At 61.4% G+C, this 26668-nt stretch carries 26 protein-coding genes; 8 read left to right on the plus strand and 18 right to left on the minus strand.

Going from position 1 to position 26668, the window contains the following annotated elements; translation table 11 throughout:
• Positions 1 to 134: 134 nt before the first annotated feature.
• Together EI293_RS06325 and EI293_RS06330 are read right to left on the minus strand one after the other, a co-directional pair.
• The gene (locus EI293_RS06325) at positions 135 to 1865 is read right to left on the minus strand and encodes a DEAD/DEAH box helicase (protein ID WP_125436319.1); all 1731 of its coding nucleotides are present in this window, start codon (positions 1863 to 1865) and stop codon (positions 135 to 137) included.
• 247 nt (positions 1866 to 2112) lie between these two features.
• Positions 2113 to 3135 (minus strand): Gfo/Idh/MocA family oxidoreductase, encoded by a 1023-nt coding sequence (locus tag EI293_RS06330; RefSeq protein ID WP_125436320.1) that lies wholly within the window; start codon positions 3133 to 3135, stop codon positions 2113 to 2115.
• Between the two features lie 289 nt (positions 3136 to 3424).
• Between EI293_RS06330 and EI293_RS06335 the strand changes: the two genes are divergently transcribed.
• From EI293_RS06335 to EI293_RS06345, 3 genes are all read left to right on the plus strand, one after another.
• Complete coding sequence (locus EI293_RS06335; RefSeq protein ID WP_125436321.1) at positions 3425 to 4156, plus strand: class I SAM-dependent methyltransferase; 732 nt, start codon at positions 3425 to 3427, stop codon at positions 4154 to 4156.
• Positions 4157 to 4558: 402 nt separating this feature from the next.
• Entirely contained in the window at positions 4559 to 5698 is a 1140-nt protein-coding gene (locus tag EI293_RS06340; protein ID WP_246010561.1) for a CaiB/BaiF CoA transferase family protein, read from the plus strand.
• A 221-nt stretch (positions 5699 to 5919) separates the two neighbouring features.
• Positions 5920 to 6762 (plus strand): hypothetical protein, encoded by an 843-nt coding sequence (locus tag EI293_RS06345; RefSeq protein ID WP_125436322.1) that lies wholly within the window; start codon positions 5920 to 5922, stop codon positions 6760 to 6762.
• A 234-nt stretch (positions 6763 to 6996) separates the two neighbouring features.
• On the opposite strand, the gene trpS is transcribed toward EI293_RS06345, so the two are convergent.
• The 8 genes from trpS to EI293_RS06385 form a co-directional block, all read right to left on the minus strand.
• On the minus strand, positions 6997 to 7974 hold the full coding sequence (trpS, locus tag EI293_RS06350; RefSeq protein ID WP_125436323.1) for a tryptophan--tRNA ligase: 978 nt from the start codon (positions 7972 to 7974) through the stop codon (positions 6997 to 6999).
• A 10-nt stretch (positions 7975 to 7984) separates the two neighbouring features.
• Entirely contained in the window at positions 7985 to 8536 is a 552-nt protein-coding gene (locus tag EI293_RS06355; protein WP_125436324.1) for a hypothetical protein, read from the minus strand.
• Between the two features lie 79 nt (positions 8537 to 8615).
• Positions 8616 to 9365, minus strand: a complete 750-nt coding sequence (locus tag EI293_RS06360) for a queuosine precursor transporter (RefSeq protein ID WP_125436325.1) — start codon at positions 9363 to 9365, stop codon at positions 8616 to 8618.
• A 165-nt stretch (positions 9366 to 9530) separates the two neighbouring features.
• Entirely contained in the window at positions 9531 to 10448 is a 918-nt protein-coding gene (locus tag EI293_RS06365; RefSeq protein WP_125436326.1) for a ribonuclease Z, read from the minus strand.
• A gap of 167 nt (positions 10449 to 10615) precedes the next feature.
• Positions 10616 to 10990: an STAS domain-containing protein gene (locus tag EI293_RS06370; protein ID WP_044002696.1), complete on the minus strand. Its 375-nt coding sequence runs from the start codon at positions 10988 to 10990 to the stop codon at positions 10616 to 10618.
• A gap of 101 nt (positions 10991 to 11091) precedes the next feature.
• Complete coding sequence (locus EI293_RS06375; RefSeq protein WP_125436327.1) at positions 11092 to 11919, minus strand: DUF4198 domain-containing protein; 828 nt, start codon at positions 11917 to 11919, stop codon at positions 11092 to 11094.
• A 106-nt stretch (positions 11920 to 12025) separates the two neighbouring features.
• Positions 12026 to 13864: a glycosyltransferase gene (locus tag EI293_RS06380; protein WP_125436328.1), complete on the minus strand. Its 1839-nt coding sequence runs from the start codon at positions 13862 to 13864 to the stop codon at positions 12026 to 12028.
• A gap of 150 nt (positions 13865 to 14014) precedes the next feature.
• Positions 14015 to 15835 carry an alpha-amylase family glycosyl hydrolase gene (locus tag EI293_RS06385; RefSeq protein WP_170170276.1) on the minus strand — a complete coding sequence of 607 codons (1821 nt, stop codon included), beginning with the start codon at positions 15833 to 15835 and terminating at the stop codon, positions 14015 to 14017.
• 228 nt (positions 15836 to 16063) lie between these two features.
• Between EI293_RS06385 and EI293_RS06390 the strand changes: the two genes are divergently transcribed.
• Positions 16064 to 16465 (plus strand): DUF6960 family protein, encoded by a 402-nt coding sequence (locus EI293_RS06390; RefSeq protein WP_125436329.1) that lies wholly within the window; start codon positions 16064 to 16066, stop codon positions 16463 to 16465.
• 69 nt (positions 16466 to 16534) lie between these two features.
• On the opposite strand, the gene EI293_RS06395 is transcribed toward EI293_RS06390, so the two are convergent.
• A complete protein-coding gene (locus EI293_RS06395) occupies positions 16535 to 17881 on the minus strand; it encodes a YfcC family protein (RefSeq protein WP_125436330.1) in 1347 nt (448 codons plus the stop codon).
• Between the two features lie 118 nt (positions 17882 to 17999).
• Between EI293_RS06395 and EI293_RS06400 the strand changes: the two genes are divergently transcribed.
• The 3 genes from EI293_RS06400 (at position 18000) to EI293_RS06410 (ending at position 20742) form a co-directional block, all read left to right on the plus strand.
• On the plus strand, positions 18000 to 18254 hold the full coding sequence (locus tag EI293_RS06400) for a hypothetical protein (RefSeq protein WP_125436331.1): 255 nt from the start codon (positions 18000 to 18002) through the stop codon (positions 18252 to 18254).
• Positions 18255 to 18296: 42 nt separating this feature from the next.
• The gene (locus EI293_RS06405; protein ID WP_125436332.1) at positions 18297 to 19127 is read left to right on the plus strand and encodes a DUF6348 family protein; all 831 of its coding nucleotides are present in this window, start codon (positions 18297 to 18299) and stop codon (positions 19125 to 19127) included.
• Between the two features lie 76 nt (positions 19128 to 19203).
• A complete protein-coding gene (locus EI293_RS06410) occupies positions 19204 to 20742 on the plus strand; it encodes a glycosyltransferase family 39 protein (protein ID WP_125436333.1) in 1539 nt (512 codons plus the stop codon).
• 13 nt (positions 20743 to 20755) lie between these two features.
• Here EI293_RS06410 and EI293_RS06415 read toward each other — a convergent pair whose 3' ends face one another.
• The 6 genes from EI293_RS06415 to EI293_RS06435 form a co-directional block, all read right to left on the minus strand.
• Positions 20756 to 21382 carry a hypothetical protein gene (locus EI293_RS06415; protein WP_125436334.1) on the minus strand — a complete coding sequence of 209 codons (627 nt, stop codon included), beginning with the start codon at positions 21380 to 21382 and terminating at the stop codon, positions 20756 to 20758.
• Between the two features lie 180 nt (positions 21383 to 21562).
• Positions 21563 to 23215 carry a M28 family peptidase gene (locus tag EI293_RS06420; RefSeq protein WP_125436335.1) on the minus strand — a complete coding sequence of 551 codons (1653 nt, stop codon included), beginning with the start codon at positions 23213 to 23215 and terminating at the stop codon, positions 21563 to 21565.
• Positions 23216 to 23270: 55 nt separating this feature from the next.
• Positions 23271 to 23408, minus strand: coding sequence for a hypothetical protein (locus EI293_RS22055; RefSeq protein WP_170170277.1), 138 nt, complete (start codon positions 23406 to 23408; stop codon positions 23271 to 23273).
• A 3-nt stretch (positions 23409 to 23411) separates the two neighbouring features.
• Positions 23412 to 23621, minus strand: coding sequence for a hypothetical protein (locus tag EI293_RS06425; RefSeq protein ID WP_125436336.1), 210 nt, complete (start codon positions 23619 to 23621; stop codon positions 23412 to 23414).
• Between the two features lie 50 nt (positions 23622 to 23671).
• Positions 23672 to 24976, minus strand: a complete 1305-nt coding sequence (locus tag EI293_RS06430) for a PAS domain-containing protein (RefSeq protein ID WP_125436337.1) — start codon at positions 24974 to 24976, stop codon at positions 23672 to 23674.
• Positions 24977 to 25165: 189 nt separating this feature from the next.
• Entirely contained in the window at positions 25166 to 25615 is a 450-nt protein-coding gene (locus EI293_RS06435; protein WP_125436338.1) for a GNAT family N-acetyltransferase, read from the minus strand.
• A 148-nt stretch (positions 25616 to 25763) separates the two neighbouring features.
• Here EI293_RS06435 and EI293_RS06440 point away from each other — a divergent pair, with 148 nt between their 5' ends.
• Complete coding sequence (locus tag EI293_RS06440; protein WP_125436339.1) at positions 25764 to 26195, plus strand: ribosomal maturation YjgA family protein; 432 nt, start codon at positions 25764 to 25766, stop codon at positions 26193 to 26195.
• Here the strand turns inward: EI293_RS06440 and EI293_RS06445 are convergent.
• On the minus strand, positions 26192 to 26668 hold the full coding sequence (locus tag EI293_RS06445) for a hypothetical protein (RefSeq protein WP_125436340.1): 477 nt from the start codon (positions 26666 to 26668) through the stop codon (positions 26192 to 26194). The genes EI293_RS06440 and EI293_RS06445 overlap by 4 nt on opposite strands.

Below are 26668 nucleotides of genomic sequence, written 5' to 3' on the forward strand. Positions count from 1 at the left end.
ATATATTAACCAGAGGCAAGGGCTAAAATATATTATGGATGCGTAAAGTCCCATGCTGATGTCACCAACCATCCTAAACCAAAAACGGCCCCGCTGCACATGCAACGGGGCCGTTTTGGTGTGGGCTGGCTGAATTATTCAGCGGCCGGGGCTACCGGGGCAGAGGCTTCAGCGGATGCTTCGCCCTCAGGGCGAGGGCCACGGCCGGAGCGGTTGCGGCCCCCGCGCTTGCGGCGACGCTGGCCTTCGGCTTTGTCGCCTTCGGCCCGTGGCTCAGCGGCGGCTTCACCTTCGGGGCGCGGAGCGCGGGGCTCCCGGGGTGGGCGGGCCTCGCCTTCCGGACGCGGAGCGCGGGGCTCACGAGGTGGGCGGGCTTCGCCTTCGGGGCGCGGGGCGCGGGGTTCACGCGGCTCACGGCGGGGGCGGCTTTCGCTGCCCTCGGGGCGGTCTTCGCGGGGTGGGCGCTGGTAGGGCTGGGATGGGGCTTGGCCGGCATCGAGAGCCGCTAGGGCCGCCTGGGCTTTGGCAATGCGGGCCAGCTGGTCGGCGTCGGGCTTGCCGTCGCCACGGTTGGGGCGGCCACCGTCGCGGCTGCCGCCGCCACCTTCGGGACGAGGGCCTCGGTCGCGGCCACCGCCGCCGCCGGAACCGCCGCTGCGGGGGCCACGCTCGGGCCGGCCGCCGATTTTGCCGCGCAGGCCGCTGAAGCGTTTGGGGTCGAATTCGGGGGCTTCGCCCAGGCCCATGGCCTCGGTGATGCTTTGCTTTTCTACCTCGCGCTCAATCAGCTTCTCGATTTTGAGCACGCGGTCCTGGTCCTGGTCGGCAATGAAGGTGATGGCCGTGCCTTTGGTGGCGGCGCGCGCCGTGCGTCCGATGCGGTGTACGTAATCCTCGGCGGCGCGCGGGATGTCGTAGTTCACCACGTGGCTCAAGGAGTCGATATCAATGCCCCGGCTCAGTACGTCGGTAGCGACGAGGATGGGGAACTGCTTGTTTTTGAAGGCGCGCATGATTTCTTCGCGCTCCTCCTGGGTGCGGTCGGAGCTGATGCCCCGGGCCTCAATGCCCAGTTTATTAATGGCCTTCACAATGCCGCCCACAGCAGCTTTCTGGCTGGTAAACAGTACCATGCTTTGCACGTCCTGGGTTTTGATGATGTGCTCGAGCAGGTAGATCTTCTGGCGGTCGAAGGCCATGTAGAACTGCTGGTCGATGCCGGCGGCGGGCTTGGATACGGCCAGGCGGATTTCCTCGGGGCTCTTGAGCAGCTGCTGCGAAAAGTCGCGGATTTTGCTGGGCATGGTGGCCGAGAACAGCAGCGTCTGGCGCTCCTTGGGCAGCTGCCGCACGATGTTGAGGATGTCATCGGAGAAGCCCATGTCCATCATCTTGTCGGCCTCATCCAGCACCAGATACTTCAGGTCCTCGAACTTCACGTAGCCCATCTGCATGTGGGCAATGAGGCGGCCGGGCGTGGCAATGATGATGTCGGCGCCGGAGGTGAGGGCGCGCTTCTGCTGCTCCCAGCCTTCGGATTTGCCCCCGCCGTAGATGGCAATGGAGCTAGCTTCCACGAAGTAGCCGAAGCCCGTTACCTGCTCGTCGATCTGGGTGGCCAGCTCGCGGGTGGGCACCAGCACCAGCGTGGAGGTGGTGCCGTGCTTGGCGTGCGAAATCTTGTCGAGCAGCGGCAGCAGGTAGGCGGCGGTTTTGCCGGTGCCGGTCTGGGCGCAGGCAATCAGATCTTTGCCTTCCAGAATGCGGGGAATGGCCTGCTCCTGAATGGGCGTGGCATTCTGGTAATTCATGGCATCGATGCCCGCGAGCAGGTCATCGTGCAGGTTGAACTCGTGAAACGTCAAGGTACAGCTTCGTTAAGATGATAGAGGGCTGACCTTGCGTCTCGGTCAGCAAACCGCTGGATTGGATTGAAACAAAGATAACGGGATTTGTGTGCGGTTGAGGTTGAGGCAGTAGTAGCGCGAATAGAACGTCATTCCGAGCGGAGCGAGGAATCTCGCGTGCTGACGTTGGATTAGTATTACAACATCAGCACGCGAGATTCCTCGCTCCGCTCGGAATGACGTTCTAATTATGATGACGTTCTTTTTAGCCTTTACCCGCCAGCATCTCCAACTGCCAGCGCAGCTGCTCGGGGCGCACCGGGAAGGGCTGGCCGTGGCGGATGGTCTGATGCACGGCTTCGAACAGATCCTGATACTGGCCCTGGGGCGCGGCAAGGCGGGAAACCTGGGTTTCGCCGGGGGCTGGCACCAGCGTGAGGGTGCCTTCCTGGCCGGCGGGCTCGTGGCCGTAGGTGGCGGCGGTGGGCAGCTGGCCTTGGTCGAGCTGGGCTTCCTGCACGTCGGCGCGGCTTTTCTGGAACGAGCCGAGCGTGCCGTGCAGCACGTAGGCCGGACCGGCCGCGGCCGTGAGCAGGCTGCCGGCCACAAACACATTCAGGCCCTGTGGATACTGCAGGTGCATGTGGAAATAGTCATCAACGCGGGAGCCGGGGCGGTGGCTGGCGCGCGTGACGTGGGCGTGCTCGGGTTGCCCAAACAAGCTTAGGGCCTGATCCAGCACGTGCGGGCCCAAATCGAAGCTCAGGCCGCTGCCCGCTACGGCTGGGTCTTCCTTGAAGGTTTTGGCGTTGAGGGCGGCCTTATACCGGTCGAAGCGGAAGTGCACTTCCGTGAGCTGGCCCAGCTGGCCGCTTTCCACCACCTGACGCACCAGCTGAAAATCGGAGTCCCAGCGGCGGTTCTGGTAGGCCAGCACGTGCCGGTTTTGCGCGGCGGCCAGGGCCAGGAGCTCGTCCAACTCGGCCACGGTGGTAGCCACGGGCTTCTCGATGAGCACGTGTTTGCCGGCCTGTAACGCCTGCCTGGCAAGGGCGAAATGGGTGTCGTTGGGCGTGTTTACTACCACCAGCTCCAGCTGCGGGTCGGCCAGCAACTCAGCCACGCTGTCGTAGCTAATGATGTCAGGGTAGTGCTGGGCCATCTGCTTGCGGCTGCGCTCCACCACGGCCCGCAGCTGAAAGCCCGGGTGCGTGCTCAGAAACGGCGCGTGAAAAATACGGCCCGACATGCCGTAAGCCAGCAGGCCGGTTTGGATGGGGGAGGACATGGGCGTTAATCGTTGTTGGGTAACCACACGTTAGAACGGGTTGGCAAGAACGGCATTCCGTGAACGTCGTTTCAAGAATGTCCCTTTCGGAACGCCATTCCGAGCCTGCGAGGAATCTTGCGTGCTGACGTTGTACTGGTACTCGTCATGCTGAGCGAAGTCGAAGAATCTCTACCGCTTCGTTGCAACCGTATAGCTAACCCTGCAACATCAGCACGCGAGATTCCTCGCAGGCTCGGAATGACGTTCTGTTTATCTCCAATCCACTAGTTCAACCACCCAGCCACCCATGCTCGACCGATTCTCTGCCCAGGCCGACCTCTACGCCCGCTACCGCATCGACTACCCGGCGGCGCTTTACGACTGGCTGCTGCCGCAGGTGCCGGGCCGCGCCCAGGCCTGGGACTGTGCCACCGGCAACGGGCAGGTGGCCGCTGTGCTGGCCGAGCACTTCGGGCAGGTGGAGGCCACCGACATCAGCGCGGCGCAGCTGGCCCAGGCGGACAGCCAGCCCAACATCACCTACCAGCAAGCCCCGGCCGAGCACACGCCGTTTGCTGCCGCCAGCTTCGATCTGGTAACGGTGGCCCAGGCCGTACATTGGTTTGATATGGCCGCGTTCAACGCCGAGGTGCACCGCGTGCTGCAACCCGGCGGCGTGGTGGCCGAGTGGGGCTACGGCCTGCTGCGCATCAGCCCCGCGCTGGATGCGCTGGTGCAGCACTTCCACAACGATACCATGCGGCCCTACTGGGACGACAACCGATGGCACATCACCGACGAGTACGCCCGCCTGCCGTTCCCGTTTGCCGAGGTGCAAACTGCCCGTTTCGAGGTGCGGCGGCAGTGGTCGGCGGAGTGGTTTCTGAACTACCTGCGCACCTGGTCGAGCGTAGTGAAATTCCAGCAGCAGCACGGCCAGGATGCGGTTTTGCTGCTGGCTGACGAGGTAACGCGCCTCTGGGGGCTTGGTGAGCGGGAGGTGGTGTTTCCGGTGTTTGCGCGGGCCGGCTGCCGGTAGATTCGGGCGGGTGCTACGCTGAGGAAAGAACGTCATGCTGAGCGCAGCCGAAGCATCTCTACCGCTTCGGCTGCATGTAAACCCGGGACGGGACGCCGGGTAAAAATCATGCGATACCGAGTAGATTTTACCCGACGTCCTGTGATTTTTACCCGACGGCCCGTCTCAAACACGGGATGCCGGATGATTTTCACTCGACGTCCTGTCGCAAACATGCGACGTCCCGTAGTTTTCACTCGACGTCGGGTAAAAATCATCCGGCATCCCGTCGCAAACACGGGACGTCCCGTGATTTTTACCCGGCATCCTATCCCAAACACGCGGTGTCGGGTGAAATTCAGGCGGCGGCCCGTGAGAACAGGGGGCAGGGCCTGATTCGGGGGCTTTGCGTTTCTTGCGCCGATGATTGAATCCGCATCTGCTTCCGAAGAACTCCCACTGGCTGGCTTGCGCGTGCTGGAGCTGGCCTCGGTGCTGGCCGGGCCGCAGGTGGGCCAGTTTCTGGCCGAGCTGGGGGCCGATGTGCTGAAGCTGGAAGCCCCGGCCGGCGACGTGACGCGCACCTGGCGCACCCCGGCCGAAGACCCCGCTACCACCGTCACGGCCTATTTCAGCAGCGCCAACTGGGGCAAGCGCAGCCAGCCACTGGACCTGACCACCGAAGACGGCCAGGCCGCCCTGCACCAGCTAACCGCCGCCGCCGACATCGTGCTGACCAGCTACAAGCCCGGCGACGCCGAGAAGCTCCGCGCCGACTATTCCACGCTGGCGGCCCTGAACCCGCGCCTGATCTACGGCCACATCACCGGCTACGGCCCCACCGAAACCCGCGCCGGCTACGATGCCGTGCTGCAGGCCGAAACCGGCTTCATGCACCTCAACGCCCCCGGCCCCGGCCAGCCGCCCCAGAAAATGCCGGTGGCCCTCATTGATTTGCTCACCGCGCACCAGCTTAAGGAGGGTGTACTCACGGCCCTCTACCGCCGCGAGCGAACCGGCCGGGGCGCGCTGGTGCAGGTGAGTTTGCTGGATAGCGCACTGGCCTCGCTGGCCAACCAGGCCGCCACCTACCTCGTCACGGGCCGGGAGCCGCAGCCTTTGGGCTCGGGCCACCCCAGCATCGTGCCATACGGCACCGTGTACACGGCCCACGACGGCACGCGCCTGCTGCTGGCCGTGGGTGCCGACCGCCAGTTTCGCCACCTCTGCTCCGTGCTACACCGCCCCGAGTGGGCCGACGACGTCCGCTTCCGCCGCAACCCCGACCGGGTAACGCACCGCGTCGCCCTGGAAGAAATACTGGCCCAGCGTATTGCTGAAGTGCCCGGCCGGGAGCTGCTAACTCAGCTGGAGCAACTGGCGGTGCCGGCCGGCGCGGTGCGCACAGTAGGGGAGGCGCTGGCCCACCCGCTGGCCCGGCCCATGCTGCTGCCGCCCGCGCCCGGCTTCCCGTACGCGGGCGTGCGTACGGTGGCGTTCCGCAGCAGCGCGTGGCCGGTGGCGGCAGCCCTGAGTGCGCCACCGGCCTTCGGGTCAGAGTAGCGCACACAGTAGCGCGAACTTTAGTAGTTCGCGCCCCCGTGCCGTAGAAACGAAACCGTCCGAACGACGCAGTAGCGCGAACTACAAAGTTCGCGCTACTGCGTCGCGCAAAACTTCCGGGCCGCTACTTTGCGTACAGACTACTTTCCGGGTGCGGGCTTCGGCCGCGCCTTTGTTCCACTGGCAGCCGGTCTGGCCGGTTGCCGCTGCGTTGTTACTACATGGACGAACTGCCCCCCATCACTCCCGCCACCCTACCCCAAACTGACGACGGAACGCCCGGCGCCCCCCACGTAGCGTCCGCCACGACTGGTACGCCTAACTCCGAAGGCAACGCGCCGAATGCCCCCGGCGAGCCGGCCCCCTCCCCGCAGGACCGCCTCGACCTGATTTCCGACGGTCTCAAGCAGAAGTCGTCGGTGAAGCAGGCCATTTACCGCAACACGCTGGCCACGTTTGATATGCTGCGCAAGGTGTCGCAGGAGCTGGTGGTGGAGCTGAGCCGCCGCATTTCGCCCGTCGATTCCTCGGTTATCATCGAGTACCGGCCGGTGAACGACATGGAATTTCACATCCGTTTCAGCGGCGATCTGCTGGTGTTTGTGATGCACTCCAACATCGTCACCTTCCCCGACGACTACGGCCCAATGGATACGAAATACGTGGCGGAGGACTTCCGCCGACGGTTTTTCGGCCACATTATGGCCTACAACTTCATGGCCGACAGCATCAAGTACCAGCGCCTCAACGACCCCGGCTACCTGGTGGGCCGCCTGCTCATCAACATCGACAGCCACTATTTCCTGGAAGGCGTGCAGCAGCTGGAGCTGCCCGACAACGATATGTCGGACAACCCCGTGACGCCGGACAGCCTGCGCCTGTTCGTGGAAAGCGCCATGATTGCCGCCGTCAACAACGACCTGATTGCGCCCCCGCTCACCGATATCCAGAAGATTTCGGTGAAGCAGAAGCTGGAAAACCAGCAGGTCAGCCGCGGCAGCAAAGTCGGCTTCAGCTTCTACCACGAGCAGCGCCACCCCACTATCGATGGCCTGCCGTACTGAAAGGTGAAATTGTGAAGTGGTGAGTTTGATGTTCTGTCATTGCGAGGAGGCACGACATTCCGCGCATCAAGCGGCGTCAATCCTTCCTCCCCGAAGTGACAAGCCCTAAATAAGCAGAAAGCCCCTGACGTCAGCACGGTCGTCAGGGGCTTTTGCGTAAGTCGATATTAAGCGCTGCGTGAAGGAAGGATTGCTTCGACACAGGCTTCATTCGCCACATGTTCGCAATGACGGTTACCGCTTCTGGTAGCCTACTTTCTCGCGCACCTTATTGAGCACTTCGGAACCGTAAGCCTGGGCTTTGGCGGCACCTTCGGCCAGCTTGCGGTCCACTTCGGGCAGGTTGTTCATGTAGAAGTTGAACTGCTCCCGCTCGGTGGCAAAACGACTTCGGATAACCTCGTACAAAGCCTGTTTGGCGTGGCCGTAGCCGTAGCCGCCGTTCAGGTAGTTCTGGCGCATCTCGGCGGTTTGTTCGGGCGTGGCCAGTAGGGAGAACAGCTTGAAGGTGGTGTCGGTATCGGGGTTTTTGGGGGCTTCCAGCGGGGTGCTGTCCGATACGATGAGCTTGATATTCTTCAGCAGCGCCTTGTCATCGAGGAAGATGTCGATAATGTTGCCGTAGCTCTTGCTCATCTTCTGCCCGTCGAGGCCGGGGATGGTCTGGATCTGCTCGTCCACCCGCGACTGGGGCAGCACGAAGGTTTCGCCGTAGCGGTTGTTGAAGGCCGAGGCAATGTCGCGGGCAATTTCCAGGTGCTGCACCTGGTCTTTGCCCACGGGCACGATTTCCGCGTCGTAGAGCAGAATATCAGCCGCCATCAGCACCGGATACGTGAACAAACCCGCATTCACGTCGGAAAGCCGGTCGCTCTTGTCCTTGAACGAGTGGGCGTTGGCCAGCATCGGGAAGGGCGTGAAGCAGCTCAGGTACCACGTCAGCTCCGTCACCTGCGGCACGTCGGACTGGCGGTAGAACAGGTTCTTGTCGGTATCGAAGCCGCAGGCCAGCCAGGAGGCGGCCACGGCGTAGGTGTTCTGGCGCAGCAGCTCGGCGTCGCGCACGGTGGTCAAAGAGTGCAGGTCGGCAATGAACAGCAGGCTTTCGTTGGCGCTGCTTTTGGAGAGTTCAATGGCGGGCAGGATGGCGCCGAGCAGGTTGCCCAAATGCGGGCGGCCGGTGCTCTGAATGCCGGTGAGGATGCGGGACATGGGAAGAGGTTTAGCGTACAGAATTAACCTGCCGGTTATAGTGACGCACGTATTCAGGCAAGTTACGGCAAGTAAGATTCTGCTGCCGTAGCAGCTGGCGCAAGTTCGGATTGTTGCTGAATACTTTCAGCAACAGCTTTTGATCGTGAGAAGAAAAGTTGCCATCGTCAAACTCATTACTGTTATCGTGAATGACGATTAGTTTTTTTTCGCCGCGCCTTCTTAAAAGATAAGATCTAGAGGAAAGCTCTGGACTTATCAACAGATCGTGCACCAGCAGGCAGACAGCACCAGTATCCTGAACGATGGCAAAGTCATGAGTTACATGCAAACTTTCTCCACGCTTAACGTGCACAGTAAAATTGGATACTGGTTCAAACCGAAAACGACCCTTCTCAAACCAGAGTACCTGGTCTGGATCTAATAGTAGCTGTTTTGCAGAGTCGGTGTCAATAATAACATTGCGTTTTCCGTTTGGGAAATAACGGACTCTCCCCGAACGTACCATATCATTTTTTAGCTGGTATTGCTGAGCAGTAGCTAAACTTGGAATGATGATCAAGCTAATCCAGAGGTAGTATGGGCGTATATTCATACTGCTAGCTGAATAGAGTATTCCGAGTGATAAAGTGTCTTATCTCCTACACCGCCGCATTAGCGGCGGCTTCCTGCTGCAGCTCGTGGGTAGCTTCGTCGCCCAGGTACCGGTCGATGAGGAAGTGGGCGAGGTAGAGCACGGGCGTAAGCAGGATGGCGGCCGCGAATTTATACCAATAATTGGCGTTGGCCACACTCAGCACCTGGCCCAGCGTCCAGTTGCCGAACGCGTAAAACGCCACAAACAGCACCACAAACGAATCGACGAGCTGGGAAACCAGCGTGGAGCCCGTGGCCCGCAGCCACACGTAGCGGCCTTTGGTAGCCCGGCGCAGCAGCTGAAACACGGTGGCATCGAGCACCTGCCCGATACCAAACGCCGTGATGGAACCCGCAATAATGCCCAGACCCTGCCGGAAAATACTCTGGTAGGCGAAGTCGATGTTGAAGGGCCGGCCCTCGGCGTCGGTTTTGTTGGCATCGAGCCAGAAAGCGGCCGGCGGCAGCTTGGTGGTGGCGTAAATCACGACGAAGGCAAACAGAATCAGGCCCACCGTGAGGTAGCTCACGCGTAGTACGCCGGCCTTGCCGAAGTATTCGTTGATGATGTCGGTGGTCACGAACACCACGGGCCAGATGAGCACGCCCGCTGTGAGGTTGCCGGGCAGCCCCATCAAGGCATCTACCGAGAAAATCTTAACCCCGATAATCTCGGCCAGCAGCGCATTTACGATGAAAATGCCGCTGAGCACTAAGTACAACTGCTGCTTTTTGTGAGATAAAGGTTGGGGCATAGGAGGGGAAACGGAAATCAACGGATGATTTCGGGTACTAAAACAACTGTCATGCAGAGAATGTGGCGCATCAGGCCAGAGACGAAGCATCTTGCCTGCTGCTGCAGAAGTGTCAACTCGACGTCAGTACGCCAGATGCTTCGCGGCATTCTGCCTAGCGTTCGGTTACTCGGCCAGCGAAACCGACAGGCCTTCCACGGCCAGCTCCGTCCATTCAAACTGGGTTTTGGCCTCGGCCAGCAATGGCTCCAGGTCGCGGTAGCGGCTGCTGAAGTGGCCGATGAGCAGGCGATGCACCTGGGCACGGCGCGCCAGCAGGCCGGCCTGCCGGGCGGTGGAGTGGTGCGTCACGGCGGCCCGCTCCCGCATATCATCCATAAAGGTGGCCTCGTGATACAGCAGATCCACACCGCGCACTAAGTCGGCCAGGCTTTCGGTGTACATCGTATCGGAGCAGAAGGCGTAGCTGCGGGCCCGTTTGGGCTCGGCGGTGACGGCGGCGTTGGCTACCAGCAGCTGGCCCTGCTCATCCAGCAGATCCTCACCCAAGGTGAGGGCGGTGAGCTGGGCCGGTGTGAGCCCATCGGGCAGGCGCTCGGCCAGCAGACGGCGGCGTTTGGGTTTCTCCCGAAACAGGTAGCCGCAGCACGGAATGCGGTGGCGCATGGGCAGCGTATGCACCGTCAGGTTCTTGTCCTCGAAAATCTGGAGATGTTGGGTGGTATCCACCGGCGTAAACTCCAGCTCGAAGCTCAGGTGAGTGTAGGAATGCCGAAACTGCGTGGTCAGCACCTCATCGAGGCCGGGCGGGCCGAACAGGCGCAGCGGCTCGGTGCGGCCGTTGAGGTGCATGGTGCCCAGCAGGCCAAACAGGCCAAAAAAATGGTCGCCGTGCAAATGGCTGATAAAGATGGTATGAATGCGCTGATGCCGGATTTTCTGCTCCATCAGCCGGCGCTGGGTGCCCTCACCGCAGTCGATAAGGTATTGAGTGCCGCCCACCGTCAGGACCTGCGCCGTGTGGTGGCGGTCCATGAACGGGGTGGCAGACGCACTGCCCAGAATTTTCAGCTCAAACTCCAAAATCAGCTATTGGCTATCAGCTGTTGGCTGTCAGCTTTTGTTAAGTGGGAGAAGTCGTTTCTGGGAGCCTGATTCGACAGCCAGTACGAAAAAGAAAAAGCTGTTGGCCGGTAGCCATCAGTTGAAAACTAACAGCTAACAGCCAACAGCCAACAGCTCACGAAGAACTATTCTTTGCTGGTCAGGTCCCGCTCGATGGCGTGCAGGAAAATGCGGTCAATACCTTCTTCCACGGTGGGCAGAATGTGCAGTACCGACTCCAGTTTGCTGATGGTGATGAGCTTCATCACATGATCCTGCAGGCCCGTAAGTACCAGTAAGCCACCGGTTGAGTTGCAGAGGCGGTTGGCAATGAGGATGGAGCTCAAGCCCGACGAATCGGTGTACTTTACGTTGCTCAGGTCCAGAATCAGGTTATTAATGCCTTCGGCATTCAATTTCACGAATTCCGATTTCAGGTCCGGCGCAACGGTGGTGTCGAGCTTTTTCTCGTCAATCGTGATAATCGTGTAGGTTTCCTTTTTATCTATGGAGTACTTCATACCGCAGGTTATTCGGTGTTTACGGGAGTTGCGAAGGTAACAAAAAAACTATTTGGGCGTGAGCAGTGGATGAAGTGCCGGAAAAGACCAACAGCTGCAAACTATGGCCGTTTGGGCCCGGCCAGGCCAAAGGTAAGCGTGCTCCAGGTACTCTGCCAGTCAGCAGTGGCGGCAATGGGAGCCGGCTCGATACGTACTGTGCTCACAAGGTACTCACCCGGCTCCGATAAACGAAACAACACGCGTCCATTTTGGTTACTGCGGAGCTTACTGATGAGGGCCTGGGGCAGGGTCCCGCGCCGCCACAAAACCACCTGCTGTCCTGGTAAGGGCTGGCCCGCCAGCAGCACCCGTACCGTAAAGGCTGCCCCCGGTGCCAAGCGGTACGGGTTCTGCTCCGGCACCAGCTCCAACGGCAGCCCCAACGGGCGGGCCCAGGCGCGAGCCGTATCGGCAGCGGTGGCCGGGCCGACCTGGACAAGTGTTTTGGCGCAGCGGCGGTAAGCTTCCCGGCCGGGCTTGTCGGTTTCGTGGCGTTGTTCCCGCTGCGCCACCGCGTAGTCCAGGCCTTCCTCGCGCAGGTAAGCCGTAAAGCCGGGGCCATCCAGCGTGGCGGAAGCGTTATTGGTAGCCAGGGCCAGCAGGTGCGTCCCGGGCTGCAGTAGCTGAACAGTGCTCTGCAACGTATCGGGAGCGGAGGCAGCGGGCAGCAGACTGCGCGCTGCCCCGCCCGGTGCATAATGAGTAAAAAGCATAACGCGGTCCGGCTTACCAGCCCAGGCAGTACCCTGAAAATTTCCGCCCACCACCCGTCGGACATGCACGGCCGCGCCCGGGGCCACCCAGAATCGGGCCGGCTCCAGCCAGAACTCCCGGGCCAGGCCAGTAGTGGTTACGAGCAGCAACCCGGCAAGGAGGTATTTCTGCATTGATAAGCAGTGGGCATGAATGGGAATGCAAGGCAAATAACAGACTCATATCCAAGTGTTGTTTTCGCCCGATATGCGCCTGCATGCCTACCAGAACAGCACGGTTTTACTGCCGTTCCAGGGCCAGCTCGTAAGCCCGGTCGTAGTGTACGCGCAGGTTTTTCCAGTCGAACAGTTCGGCGGAGCTTTCCACGTTGTTGCGCTGCATAATTCGCTCCCGGCGGGTTAGCTGCACAAAGTCCCAGAGCATATCCGTCAGCTCTTCCGCCGCCTCATCGAAGCTCTTTTCCTGGCGCTGCACCACAAAAATGCCCTTGTCTTCGTGGCCGGGCACCGTTTGCATCACATAGTCGCCGAAACCGGACAGGTCGGAAGTAATAGCCGGTACGCCGCGCGCCACGCATTCCAGCGGCGTGTAGCCCCAGGGCTCGTAATAGCTCGGGAAGATGCCCAGGTGACAGCCGCGTACAAACTGCCCGTACTCCATGCCAAACAGCGGCGACGTGGGCGACACAAAATCGGGATGATATACGATTTTCACCCGGTCGTGCTGGTTGTTGACCAGGTTGGCTTGGCGCACAAAGTTGAGGATGTCGTCGTTGGCGTCGTCCACGAGGTTGTGGGTGATGACCGGGGGCAGGTTGGTGGTTTTCCAGCTTTGCAGTGTGCGGCGGTAGCGCAGCTTCCAGTAGTCATCCACCATGCTGCTCAGGTCGGGCAGGCGGTGGTCGGTGCTGGCGGCGGCGGCATAAAACAGCCGCTCTCCCACCTGCTGCTCAATGGCCTCGCAAGTGGCCTGCACTTCTTCCAGCACGGCCCGACTCTGGAGCACCTGCGGGTTGATGCTGTGGAAGGGGCGTTTGGTGATGAAGAACATAACCACGTTGCCTTCCAGGCCGCTTTGCTGCAGGCGGTAGTTGAGGCGGGCCAGCGCTTCCAGGGTGAGGTCGAAGCCCTTGTTATGGTACTCGTAACGGCCCGAGGTGAACAGGTACAGCGTCTTATCCAGGTCGAAGGAATACGACTGGAAGAAGTGCGCCATCACAAACTCATGAATCTTGCTCTTGTACTGCTGATGCAGGTTCTGAAACTCGTGCAGCGCCACAAACCGCTCAATGTTGAGGCCGTTGGGCAGTACCGCGTCCGGAATCCGGTCGAGCAGATAGATACATTCCCGCACCGTCAGCTCGCTCACGGTGGTGAAAACGTGGGCTCCATGCGCGGCGGCGCGCTCCATCGTCACGGCCGGCTCAATGTTAAAATGCTGCGCCTCACCCTGCCACTCCACCTGCATCAGGTGGTCGTAGAAGTTGGGGTCGTTCATGGCCAGGTAGCGCCCCAGCAGGGTAGCGTGGGTGGTGAAGACCACATGCACCGGCACCTGCTCGCGGCGCAGCGCCGGAATGGCAACGCCCGTCATCCACTCGTGGAAGTGGGCCACCAGCCGTTGGGGCGGTACCACTTCGGCCGCCAGAATCTGCAGGAACACTTTGGCCAGATCACCAAACGCCACCACCTGATGCAACAGGTCGTCGTTGTCGGGCATCGGGATGTGGTGGTGGTTCCAGAGGTCAGACTTGATGCGGCCCAGCTGTGGATAGGCCTGGTGCGGGTTGATGAGGACCACCCGGGGGCGGCCCGTTACCAGCCAGATGCCCAAATGAACATCGTAACCCTGCCTGCGCATCTCGCGCACGGCTCCGGCAAACGGGTCGGAAAGGGTAGCCAACTGGTAGTCGTCGTAGGGCTCGAACTCGCCCTGTGCCTGGTGGGCAAAATAGGGGCCGAGCAGGCAGTACCGGTCATCCCAGGCCTGCACGGTGGCGGGTACTTTGCTACGGATAACGGTGTAGATGCCGCCTACCTGGTTACATACTTCCCAGGCCGCTTCCACAAGCAGGGCATCGGGGGCAATAGGTTCGGGCGTGGGAACGGGGACTTGCATTGGCTGCGGAAATACGGATGGGAGTACCGGCAAGATATACGGCCCGCCGGAGTTTCCGGCAGCCTGCGAACAATAAAAAACGGCGTTTCACCGGAGCCTGCAGAGCTTCCGGCAAAACGCCGCTTGGCAAATCAAGCCGTAGGCTGACCTCTACTGCGGGTCCTGCGAGAGAATCAGCACGGAGTAGGGGGCTAGGCCGATGGTGCCGTGGTAGGGCTGGTCATCGTACACGCCTTCCTCGGCGTGCGTGTCCACACTTTCGAAGTTGCCGAACTCCTGGTCGTAGCCCTCCCAGTCGGAGTTGAAGCGTACGCGCCAGCGGCCACCGCGCGGCAGGCCAATGGTATACTCCGGGTGCGAGCGGTCAGCGAAGTTGCAGAGCACAATCGTCGTGTCGCCGGGGCCGCCCTGGTCGCGCCGGATGTAGGCCAGAATCTTATCGTCGTTGTTGAGGTGGTGTACTTCCACGTACTGGCCCAGCAGGCCCCGGGTATGGCCGTCCAGGTTCCGGCGTAACCGGATCAGGTCCTGGTACAGGCGGCCCAATCCCGCGTGTTCGTCGGCGCGGGCCCAATCCAGGGGCTGGTCGTCGGAGAAGGAGCCATCGGCCAGCATGGTCTGGCCCTGAAAAATCATGGGGATGCCGGGCACGGTGAATACCAGGGCGGCACCCAGCGTCGAGCGTTTTTTGGGAAACCAGGAGGCGGCGTTACCGGGCATGATTTCCTCGGCCACGCGCGCTTTACCATTGGCTACCTCGTCGTGGCTTTCCGTGTACACCACGCGCTGGAAGGCGTCGCCGTTGTAGCGGGCTTCCACGGCTTCGGCCACGGCGTGCATGTTCCGGTCGTCGTCGTGGGGCGTTACCAGCGCGTCGCGGATAGGATACACAAAGCGGGAATCCCACTGTGAGGAGAAGCCCTGACCGTCCTGTTCGGGGGCGCGGGTGATGTAGTCATTGCCCATCAGGTCCTCGGCAATGGTGATTTTCCAGGGCATCCGTTCCCGGATTTCCTCGTTGATCCACTTCATCAGGCTCCAGCCGTCGGGCAGGTCGCGGGCCGGGTCGGCGGTGCCGTCCACGTTCCGGATGTGGGCAATGGCGTCGCAGCGCAGGCCATCGAGGCGGAAATCTTCCAGCCACATCAGGGCATTGTCGCGGATGTAGCGGCGCACGGCCTCCCGGCCGAAATCGGGGCGGTTATGGCCCCAGGGCGTTTCGGCGCGCCAGTCGTTGTAGAAGTAGATGCCGCCGCCGTCGTTTTCCTGCCAGCCATCAAACTGCCAGAGGTCCAAGTCACCGGGGCCAAAGTGGTTGTACACCACATCCAGAATTACGGCAATGCCGCGCCGGTGGGCCTGCTTGATAAACTCCTTGAACGCCGTTGGGCCGCCGTAGTCTATTTCAATGGCAAAAGGGTGCGCCGGGTTGTAGCCCCAGCTCAGGCTGCCCGGAAACTCCGTGGCCGGCATAATCTCCACGGCGTTGATACCCAGCCCTACCAGGTGGTCGAGTTTCTCGATGGCATCGTAAAAGTTGCCGGGCCGCGCGGGGTCGGGCGCGTGGAAAGTGCCTACGTGCAGCTCGTAAATCACCAGTTCATTCCAGGCAGGCATCTGGAAGGCATCATCGCCCCACTCGAAGTTAGGGTCGTGCACCACGGAGTTGCCGGCGGAATGCGTCACCTCGCGGGCGTACGGGTCGTTTTTGCGCAACTCGCCGGTGGGAGTGGTCAGGTGAAATTTGTATTCGGTGCCGGGGCCCAGGTCGGCAAAATCAGCGGCCCAGTAGCCGTCGGCTTCGTGCGTGAGCGGGTGCGTGACGGTGTTCCACTCATTGAACGGACCTACCAGGGCTACGGCCGTGGCTGCCGGAGCCCACACCCGGAAGGTAGTGCCCTGCTCGTGCGGAATGGCTCCCATTCCACTTTGCAGCACATTGGCAGAGAGGGGAGTATCTAAATAAGGCATTGGATTGTCGAAGAAAAGCAGCACAAAAGGTCAACAGTGACTGTGCCGTTTACTGAATCCAAAGCATTAAGGTTATTCTATGTATGAGCAGCCGCTTGGCAATGAAGAGGTTGGGGCTTTGTGCGGGCTGAAAGAAGGCCGTCCCTGCGCCGGGCCGTAGCTTTGCGGTGAACCCGCCGTTGCTTGTGGCGGTTACCAGTGCGTTCCTCACCCGCCAATCTGCTTCGCGTGCCACGTCCTAAACCTGTTGTATACGGTCTGTACTCCTGGACGCCCGACTATGGGCTACGGTATATTCATCCGGCCAATCGCCGCACGTTCGAGTGGCTGGAGCCCTTGGGCAAGGTGTTCGAGAAAATCGACGAAACCGACGACTGGATTATGTTGCGCTACGATGAGCAGCAGTTTAAAGTAAGCGGTGAACTGTTCAAGGAACTGTACGCGCGTCCGCCGTTCAGCTTCGGGGACCTAGTGGTGGAAACCGACCCTGCCGACCAGCAGCCCGCCCACGAGGGCCTGATTTCCGACGTGTACTACGACGAAGCTGCCGACACCTTTCGGTTTCAGCTGGTGGAGAAAAAGCGTAAAATAAAGCGGGTGTTTGAGGCCCACGAACTGGAGTTGCAGTAGCAGAGTAATCGTTCTGCGGACCCAAACGGCGCTATCAGCAGAACGATTACTCTGTTACTCAAATACTCCCTACACGCCTACCGCAATGCCCACCACCACGGCCACGGCCCCCAGGGCTAGCAGCAGCAGGTACAGGGGCAGCACAAATTTCCACCACTCATCGAAGCGCACGCCGCAGGCTGCCACAATGGCCATGAGGGCACCGTTGGTGGGCGTTATCAGCTCGCAGAGGCCGGCCCCGTACTGGTAGGCCAGCACCGTAACCTGCCGGGAGAGGCCGATGAGGTCGGAGAGGGGCACCAGCAGGGGCATGGTGAGGACGGCCTGGCCGCTGACGCTGGGCACCGGTAGGTGCAGGGCCGTATGTACACCCATCATGCCCAGGGCCGCCACCCAAGCGGGCAGCCCGGCCAGCGGAGCCGACATGCTGTTGACGATGGTATCGACCACCTGGCCCTGTTCCAGGACTACAAAAATGGCCCGCGCAAAGCCAATCAGCAGGGCCGAAAAGGCAATATCCCGGAAGCCAGCAATGAAGCCTTCAGCAGTGCCCGTAAGGCCTAGGCCACCTACCAGGCCCGCCACTATGCCCAGCGTGAAGAACAGGGCGGCCATCTGCTCAAACTCCCAGCCCAGCTTCAGTACCCCGTAGGCGAAAAAGGCAAACCCCGCGAACAGCAGCAGCAGCACCAGACCGTGGTTGCGGCCGGCTGCGGCCACCCCTGGGTCGGCGGCTTCGGCGGTTTCGGGCGGCAGGCGGTGGCGCAGGGCATAGCGCACGGTGCCGCCAATCCAGATGGTGAGGGCCAGCAGCAGGAATACTAGTCTGAACCCGCCGCCTGACAGCAGCGGCAGTTGGGCCAGCTTCTGGGCAATGCCCACCTGAAACGGGTTAAGTGGACTGAAGGCCGCACCCACCGCCGCCGAGCCAATGCTAACGGCCGCCGCCGTAATGGTAGGGTACCCAATGCGTCGCATCAGAATGAGCAGTACCGGCACCAGCGGCACAATTTCCTCCTGCATGTTTTCCAGCGCGCCCATGGTGGCAAACAGCACTGAGATGATGGGAATCACCACCGCCTCGCGCCCCCGGAATTTCTCCAGCAGCCAATCCACGCCCCGGCGCAGGGCCCCGGTGAGGTCGATTACCGTAAACGCGCCGCCAGCCAGAAATACCAGAAAAATCACGGCCGCCGCATCAATCAGGCCTTTGGGAATATCCACCAGGGCCTGCAATGGACTGACGGGCGTGGCGGGTACGCGGTGGTAAGAGCCGGCCACCACTACCTCGCGGCCGGTAGCCGCATCGGGGTGGCGCTCAAACACACCGGCCGGCAACACGTAGCTCAGGGCGCAGGCCAGCAGAATAAAGCCCACCAGCAAAACCAGCGGGTGCGGAAAGCGAATCGTCTTCATCCCGCGAAGGTAAGGAAGTCATGAAGTGCAGAATGCTTGATACTGCTTCGTTCCGGGCTGCCGGAGGAGTAGCTCTTCGGAACCCTGATGGCGTATCTTCGGGTTCTGAGAGCTGCGTATGAAATACACCGAGTTCAAACAGTTGCACATGTACCGGCAGGCCGAGCACCTGCTCCGGCACGGGCACCTGCTGGCCGAGCGGCGGCAGGACAGCTTCCGGCTGCGGCTGTTTGCTTTGGGCGACTTCTACGCCGAGGAGTGGTGTGAGTGGGATGAAACCCGCATTCTGTTCATTCATCTGTTCCAGCACCCTACTGGCCTGCACGAATACCTGGAAGCCATTCGGCTGCCGAAGGAACTGGGGGCCAGGTAGTACCTTCGGGGCACCTTCCGCACCTTATAGAGTTCCGCGCACATGGCGTTTTTATCAGACTGGCTCAAACGCCTCACGCGGCCGGCGGCAACGCCTAATCAGGCGCAGATAAGTGAGGCTTCGGAGGCAGTATATCCTTCGGAAAGCGAGCAGGCGCAATTGCTGGCCGTTACGCAGACAACTATTGAGCAGTACTACTCCGACATAGAGGCTACGCCGCAAGGCCACCAGCTCCTGCTTCGTCCCTGCGAGTTACGGGTGGAGGTGCGTATTCTGAGCCGGAACGTCTATCCTGCGGCGGTGGTAGAGTGCCAGAGTTTTCACCTGTATCATCCCCGGCTGTTTCCCGGCGGCTTGCTGGATCGGCTGTCCGGTATCGGGCGTAGCGTGACCGAAGCGGCGGAAAACGGCGCGCGACTCTGGGCCGATGGAGCCTTGGAAGTGGCGCTGCAGGTGCTGGAGAACCGGCCCGATCCGGCGCTGAATTTCACGGTTCCGGCCGTTGGTCCGGGCTCCGAACGGTGGCACCAGTTCCTGGGACGGGTGCACGTGCAGGGCGGCTGGCAAAGCCGATTGCCGGAAGTGCATCCCGGGTATTTCTCGCAAATCCTGCTGCCTGTGCTACGGGTCCAAACCAATCTGCCACCGGTAAGCTGGCTGAAAGTATACGTGGCCCGGCAGCCAGATAACAGCCTGCTGGTGGATTGCCTGCTCAACAATGAGCTGTGGCCTGAAGCCCTGCCGCTCCTCGAGGAAGCCGCCCAAAAATGGCCCGGCTCCGGCGAATTCATGGCGCAGCGGCAGTATCTGGCGTTCCGGCAGTGCGGCCTTGGCCTCAACAGTAACCCTGTGCCACCAGCTGTGGAAAGATAATAACAGGTGCTGCTGACGGGCAAACGGGAAGACACAGCGACAAAATGGTATAGCCGACTTGCTATATTCGGCCCCTATGAAGTCCACCCGTTTCCTGCCGCTGCTGCTGGCCCTGCTGAAATTCGCCTCCGGCATGCTACTGGCCAGTCAGGCCTACGACCTGCACCGCGACGAATACCTGTATCTGGACTACGGCCGACACCTAGCCTGGGGCTATCTGGAAGTACCGCCGCTTACGGCTCTACAAAGTTGGTGTACGCTGGCGCTGGGCGGCAGCTGGTTCTGGGTGAAGTGCTGGCCTCTGCTCTGGGGTAGCCTCACGGTGTATGTGGTGGCCCGGGCCGTGCAGCGCTTGGGCGGCGGGTCCTGGGCCGTGGCACTGGCGGGGCTGTGCTACCTGGTGGGCGCGTATGCGCGGCTCAACTTCCTGTTTCAGCCCAACTCGTTTGAGGTGCTGGCTTTCACGGCGGTGTGCTACCTGCTGATCCGGTATCAGCAGGAGCCGGGGTCGCGCTGGTGGTACGGTATGGGCGCATTATTGGGGCTGGCACTGCTGAATAAGTATTCGTCCCTGTTCTTTATTGCTGCCCTGGGCGTTGCCCTGCTGCTCACGCCCATGCGGCGGGTGCTGACTACGCGCGGCTTATGGCTGGGAGCCGGGCTGGCGTTGCTGCTGTGGCTACCCAACCTGCTCTGGCAGCTGGGGCATGGCATCCCGTTCCGGCACCACATGGAGCTGCTGCACGAAACCCAACTGGTCAACGTGTCGGTAGCCGATTTTTGGAAGGACCAGTTACTGATGAATTTTCCGGGCGTGTGGGTGTGGGTGCCTGGGTTGCTGGCCCTGCTGCTGAGCCCCCGCCTGCGGCCCTACCGCGCAGTAGGCCTGACGTACTGCGGCGCGCTGTTGCTGCTGACGGTGCTACACGGCAAAAGCTACTACTCCCTGGGGTATTACCCCATTCTGCTGGCCGTTGGAGCCGTGTGGTGGGAAACGCTGCTGAGATGCCTGCCCCGGGCGGGGCGGGTGCTGCGGCCGGCGCTGCTGCTGGTGCCGCTGGCGTGCAGCGTGCCGGTGCTGCCGCTGCTGTTCACGCTGGAGCCCCCGGCCCGGATGCAGGAAATCGGCCGGCGCTTTCAGGGTACCGGAATTCTGCGCTGGGAAGACGGCCATGACCATCCGCTACCCCAGGATTTTGCCGATATGCTGGGCTGGCAGGAACTGGCCGATAAAACCTGGGCTGCTTACCAGGCCCTGCCCGCCGCCACTCGCGCCCGGACGCTCATTCTCACGGCCAACTACGGGCAGGCCGGGGCCATCAACTATTACAACCGGCACCGGCCCATGCCCGCCGCGCACAGCTTCAACGGCAGCTATCTGTTCTGGCAAAGTCAGGCCCCGCCGCTGCCCTGGCACTACGTATTGCTGATTGATGATGAGCCTGATAACCTGGCCATCCACTTCCGCTCGTTCTGCCGGGTAGAGGAAGTGCGCAACCCTTACGCCCGGGAGCGGGGTACGGCCATTCTGCTGGGCACCGCGCCGGATAGTGCTTTTGTGCGCCGCGTGCAGCGGGAAAGGGGGGAGGAACTGGCTCGGTGGGGCCGGTTTTAAGGCGGTCGGCCCGTTATTTCTTCACGAGCAGGCTGGTTTCCGGACGCTCTACATCCACTATCTCATCCTTTTCCAGCATAATGCTCAGGTCGTAACGCGTGAGTTCCAACGGGTCCGGGGCGTAATTTTCGGGCCGGTTCAGCTCCTGAACTTTGGTTTCGTTATCGATTTCGTAGTTGTTGGCGAGCAGCTTTACGGCGTTGCCGGCCACTTCCTGCACTTTCCAGAGGGAATAGTGGCCGTTGCTGGTGCGGATGTGGTACAGGTCGCCTTTGTGGGGCGTGGTAATGAAGGAGTGGTTGGCCCGCTGGTTGTTGCTGTTGGCCAGCAGAATCCAGCCCAGCGCCGCTACCGCCAGCAAAACACCCGTAAAATGCCACCATGGCGCCCGCGTCCGGTGCTTCAGCTCCTGGAACAGCTGGCGCAGGCCGGGCTCCATCTCCTTAGGCTGCAATACCTGCCGGCAGTGGCCGCATTCCGACGCCCCAACTTTGCCGATGGGAAACAACGGAACCCAATAAATGTGCGCGTAGCGGCCAAATACACTCATTCGCAGCCCGTTGGTGGTTGAACACGCCAGGCAATTGCCCGCTACGGGCTCAGTAAGCAAATGCGAGGAACGGTAGCCGTAGATAATCATGCGGACAGGATGCTGGATAAGCTGCTGCGCCCGCAGAGGATGCGAACGGAATATCCCGGTGGCACCTGAAGCAGCAAGCCCAACGGTTACGCCGTTAATATTCGGAAATTTACCCCGAAAATCATGCAACCCGATTATCATTCCGCGTACTAAGCGGAATCATAACCGGGCTATTGCGCGCTATTTGCTCCCGAAACGCTGCCCAAAAAAGTCCCCCGGGTTCCAGGTGGGCCGTTGCGGGTCCTGGGCCACCAGGTAGCCGATGAGGAAATTAAGCTGCACGTACTTCTGGCCCGCCGTAAAATCGAAGGTGCCGTTGCTGTCATCCTGGGGTTTGTGGTAGGTAACGGCCCGCCACTTCTGCACCTGCTCGGCCAGGTTATTTTTGCCGTCGGGCGTGCGGTTACCGTACTTGATGTGCAACGCCGGAATGCCCTGGGCCACAAAGCTGTACTGATCGGAACGGATAAAGCGGTTCTGGTCGGGCTCGGGGTCTTCCTCCACCGTCAGGTTAAGGTGGCGGGCCGCTTCGGCTACGGGCCGGGCCAGGGAGGAGTGCTGCGCGCCCAGCGGCACCACCGACAACAGCGGGGCAATAATAGTGGGCATGTCGGTATTCACATCGGCCACAAGGCTGGTTTTGGGCACGGTAGGCCGGGCCGCGAAATACGCCGAACCCAGCAGCCCCAACTCCTCCCCGGTTTGCAGCACCAGCAGAATGCTGCGCTTAGGCTTCTGCTTCAGATGGCTGTACAGCCGGGCAATTTCCAGCACCGAGGCCACGCCCGACGCATTATCATGGGCCCCGTTATAGATGGAGTCGCCCTGCACCGGCGCGCCCACGCCCAGGTGGTCGAGGTGGGCCGAATGCACCACGTACTCGTCGCGGAGGCGCGCGTCGGAGCCGGGAATCTTACCTACTACGTTGTAGGAATCAAAGTCCTGGTACGCCGAGGCCCAGCTGGCCGCCAGCGTACCGCGCAGGGCTACCGGCGTGGGCGTACCCTGACGCAGGGCGCCCAGTACCCGGGCGGTATCGGTGGCGGCATTTAGCAGCAAAATCTGCAAACCGGATGCCGAAAGAGTGCCCGTCAACGCTACCCCGGAGCCGCTGACGAAGCCCCGGGCGGCGGCCACCCGGCCATCGGGACCCAGCACGCTGGTGGTGACAAGCGGGCGGGCAGGAGCCGTGGCCGCCGTAGCCGGGGCGGGACGGCCGCTGGCAAACAGTACGCCTATCGCGCCGTGGCGTGCCGCTGTTTGTACCAGCAGGGTTTGGTCTTGGCTGGCGGCGGCCACGGTGCTGGGAAAGCGGCGCGGGGCTCCGCGCACAATCACCACTACTTTGCCTTTCACATCCAAATTCTGGTAATCATCATACCCCTGGTCGGGAGCCGAAATACCGTAGCCAACAAATGCCAGACCGCTTGGTGCAAGCTGGGTCTGGGGCTGCTCGGGATGAGGATACAGGTGGACTTCAGCCGGTGCCAGTACCAGGGAAGCGTTGGCCGGCTGATACGTGACGGTGGCCCCGGGCCGCACGGTAGCGCGCCGCAGCCGCACCTGTTGGGTAAAGCCGCCCTCCTCGCCGGCCGGCTGCACGCCAAAGCTGCGGAGCTGCGCCGTAACGTAGTCCACGGCCAGCTGGTAGCCAGGCGTGCCGGGCTTACGGCCCAGCAGCCGGTCATCGGCCAGGTACTGGATGTGCGCTTTGATATCGTCGGGCCGAACCTGGCGCAGGGCTTTATCGACTTTCTTGGGAATGGCTTGGGCCGGGCTGAATATAGGCAGCAAGGCTAGCCCGGCCGTCAGGAACAGGAAAGGAAGTTTCATTGCCCCAACATACGAAGGTCGCCCCGTTTTGGACAGCGTAGTCCCGGCAACCGGGCTACACCAACTGTTCCAGCTCCTGCAGCAGGTTTTCCATGCGGGTGGCGTGGGCATCGAGCTTTTCCAGGCCGGAGCGGGACTCTTCCAGCTGGCCCCGCTGGTACTGCTGCACCAACTCGCGGCCGGTGAGCAGCATGCGCTACAGCTCCTGCTCCAGCCGCTGGTAGGGCAGACTGGTGCCGTACTGGGGCTTCACTACCGAGTGCAGCCATGCGCCCAGCGGGTTATCGGCCAGCGAAAACAAGGCCGGGTCGGGCTCCCGCACGCCGTATAAAACGGAACGCAGCCGCGACTTGAACAGCACCTGCTTAATGCGGGCCTGCTGAAAATCCAGCTTACTCAGTTCCATACTTTTCTGTGTGTTGGCGCCCGCTTACCGGGAAGATAGCAAACCGGAACCTAGCGTACATCGGAGCCGGGGTTTTCGAGGGCCTTACGTGCCATGACCAGGTCCGTAACATTCACGGCAAAAACCGTAATGCCAGATGTTTGGCCCTGTTCCTGAAACTGCTGATAGGTGAAATTAAAATAGGCCGGTTCTACTTGGCCGGTGTTTTTCCAGTCCAGCAGAATGGGTATCTCATTGCCGATGAACGGCGTGCCGGTCGTATATACCTTGTCCAGCAACTCAAGGACGCCCTGTTCCGCAATTTCAGGCAGGGCTTCGGCTACGGTATAACCCACCAAATCCCGGTTCGGGAATAACTTCTGATACTCCGGATTCACAAACTCGTAGCGGTGCTCCGGCCCCCGCAGAATGCAGATGAGGGCCGGCGTGTGCATAAACAGGTTGTAAAACGTCTCGCGCTGCTGCTGCATCTGCCGGAACGTTTCGTAGGCCTGGTCGGAAAGCGCGGCCTGCTGCTCGTTCTGTTCCAGCAGCTCCTCCACCATCAGCTTCTGGTCATGGATATCGGTACCGCAGCCCACCCACATCAGCAGCTGGCCATCGGGGGCGAAGCGGGGCAAAGCGCGCACCAGCACCCATCGGAACTGGCCGTTGTGGCGGCGCAGGCGGTATTCCGTCTGCAGTTCGGAGCCCTCCAGGCGCGCCTTTGCCCAAAATTTTTCTACCGTGGCAATATCATCCGGATGAATATCCTGCGTCCAGTTCCAGCCGACGGTATCGACTAGGGAGCGGCCGGTGAACTCCAGCCAGCGGGTGTTGAAGTAGTCGGTGGAGCCATCGGGGCGGTTGGTCCAGACCATCACGGGCAGGGCCTCCAGGATAAAGCGGGTGCGTTCCTGCTGCTCGTCCAGCTCCCGCTGCATCTGCTGGCTGCGCAACTCGGCCAGGTGCCGTTCCGTCACGTTCTGGGTACGCTGCAGAATAAACTGCAACTGGCCCTGCTCATCCAGAATGGGGTAGTGGGTGGCTTCCCAGTACATTTCCTCCAGGCCGCCGCCCTGTTCCTCCGACCGCGCCAAATCATACCGGATCAGCGGCATGGTATGCGGCTCCAGATAACGGCGCACGTGCTCATGCGACTCGCGCATAATGTGCGCCGAGGCCTCATTGGTCGCCGGGTAGGCTTCAAATAAAGGCCGGCCTACTACGTCTGCCCGGTTCTTCAATGATGCCGCCGCGTGCCCATCCGTATTGTCCACAATCGTGGCATCGGCATCGGGGGCCATCAGCAGGAAATTATCGGGCAGGGAGTGAAACAGATGCTGATAATCGACTGAAAAAGCGTGGGCAGGCATACGAAACAGGAAAGCAGAAAACGAAAGAAAAACGGTTGACTAAAGGGAATTCAGGGAGAAGGAAGTTCTTCAGTCACCTGAATTTCCGGCAGGCTTTGCGAAAGGACAGTGTTCCGGCCTAACGTAAGCAGCAACAAGCGCGTTGCCTGAAACGGGCGGCAACCGGGGTGTTATGCCGCGGCAGGTGGCTCAGGCCCGCACCATGTGAATGTGCGGAATATCGTCTTCCAGATACCCGGCTCCCACCTGCCGGAAGCCGAAGCTCTCGTAAAAAGCCTGGAGGTACAGCTGCGCGCCAATCTGGATGGGTTGCTCGCCAAACAGCCGGCCCACGGCGGCAATGGACTGGTGGAGTAGCTCCCGGCCCAGGCCGTAGCGTCGGAACCGGGGGCTTACTACTACCCGCCCAATGCTGGCCTCGGGGTAGCTGATGCCGGCCTCGAACAGGCGCGTGTATGCTGCCAGCTCGCCGGTAGGCGCGTAGCCCAGTAAGTGCCAGGCCAGCTGGTCCTGGCCGTCGATATCCTGGAAGGCACAGGTTTGTTCCACCACAAATACTTCGGAGCGCAGTTGCAGCAGAGCGTACAGTTCCGGCGTGGTAAGGTCCGGGAAGGGTTTCAGAATCCAGGTCAGGGTCATGCCGGGCGAAAAAGGGTTCGGTCAGAAGCCGAAGTAATGAAGTAATAAAGAAGTACAGGCTTCCTGCCTGCGCGCTGCAAGGTACGGCTTGCCAAAATTCGGTACTCTGGCCGCTGGCGTGTAGTTTCGTGACCATTGCTAGCTGGTCATGCTTCCTCCCCGCGCTACCCTGCCTGCCACCCGGAGTACCTGCCGAAGCCGGGGCCTGTACGTGGTCCTGGCGGGCGGAACCGTCCTGCTGGGGCTGGCGTCGCGCCGGTTTGGCCCGTGGCTGCCGGCCTTCGTGGCCGCGTACGCCGGGGATGCGCTGTGGGCACTGCTGGTGTTCTGGCTGGTAGGATGGGGGCGGCCCCGCTGGAGCAGCCGCCGGGTAGCGGCATGGGCCCTGGGCTTCGCGGTGCTCATTGAAATCAGCCAGTTGTGGCAGCCGCCCTGGCTGCTGGCCGTGCGCGGCACGATGCTGGGGGGGCTAGTGCTGGGCCACGGGTTTCTCTGGAGTGACCTGCTGTGTTACGCCGCCGGTGTGGCTACCGGCTACGTGGTGGAGCGCGTGGCGGGCTGCCAGCACGTACGGGCTTAGGCGCGCAGCCACCGGTGCATGCGGGGGAAATCAGCGGCCGAAGTCAATCCCATCCATGCCAGTAGCGGCAGGCCCAGGTACTGGCCACTGTCGAACAGCTCTGTCAGCCACTCGCTCTGGCCTTTGTAGCCGGCCGGATGAAACACCACGTTCGTCGGTAGGCCCAGCGCCCAGCCGGCGGCGTAGCTCCAGGCCAGCACGGCCAGTTCCTCGCCTTCTTTCTCGGGGTGGTTTTCGGTGATGTTGCCGCCCACGGTCGGCCGCTCGGCGGCCGGCGTAACCGCCAAGTGGCCCGCCTCGTGCAGAATGTCGCCGGGATACAGCAGCCGTTCCCGGTCGACCACCAGCTGGCCCCGCGCGATGAGCAGGCCTGGCAGGAAGGTGGGCTGCACCAGGGAAGCCTCGTGCACCGTGAGGCCAAGGCCGCGCACAAATTCGATGAGCGTATCGGTCTGGGTAGTTATCGGAGACAT

Origin of the sequence: Hymenobacter perfusus (genome assembly GCF_003944765.1) — a bacterium.
GTDB lineage: Bacteria > Bacteroidota > Bacteroidia > Cytophagales > Hymenobacteraceae > Hymenobacter > Hymenobacter perfusus.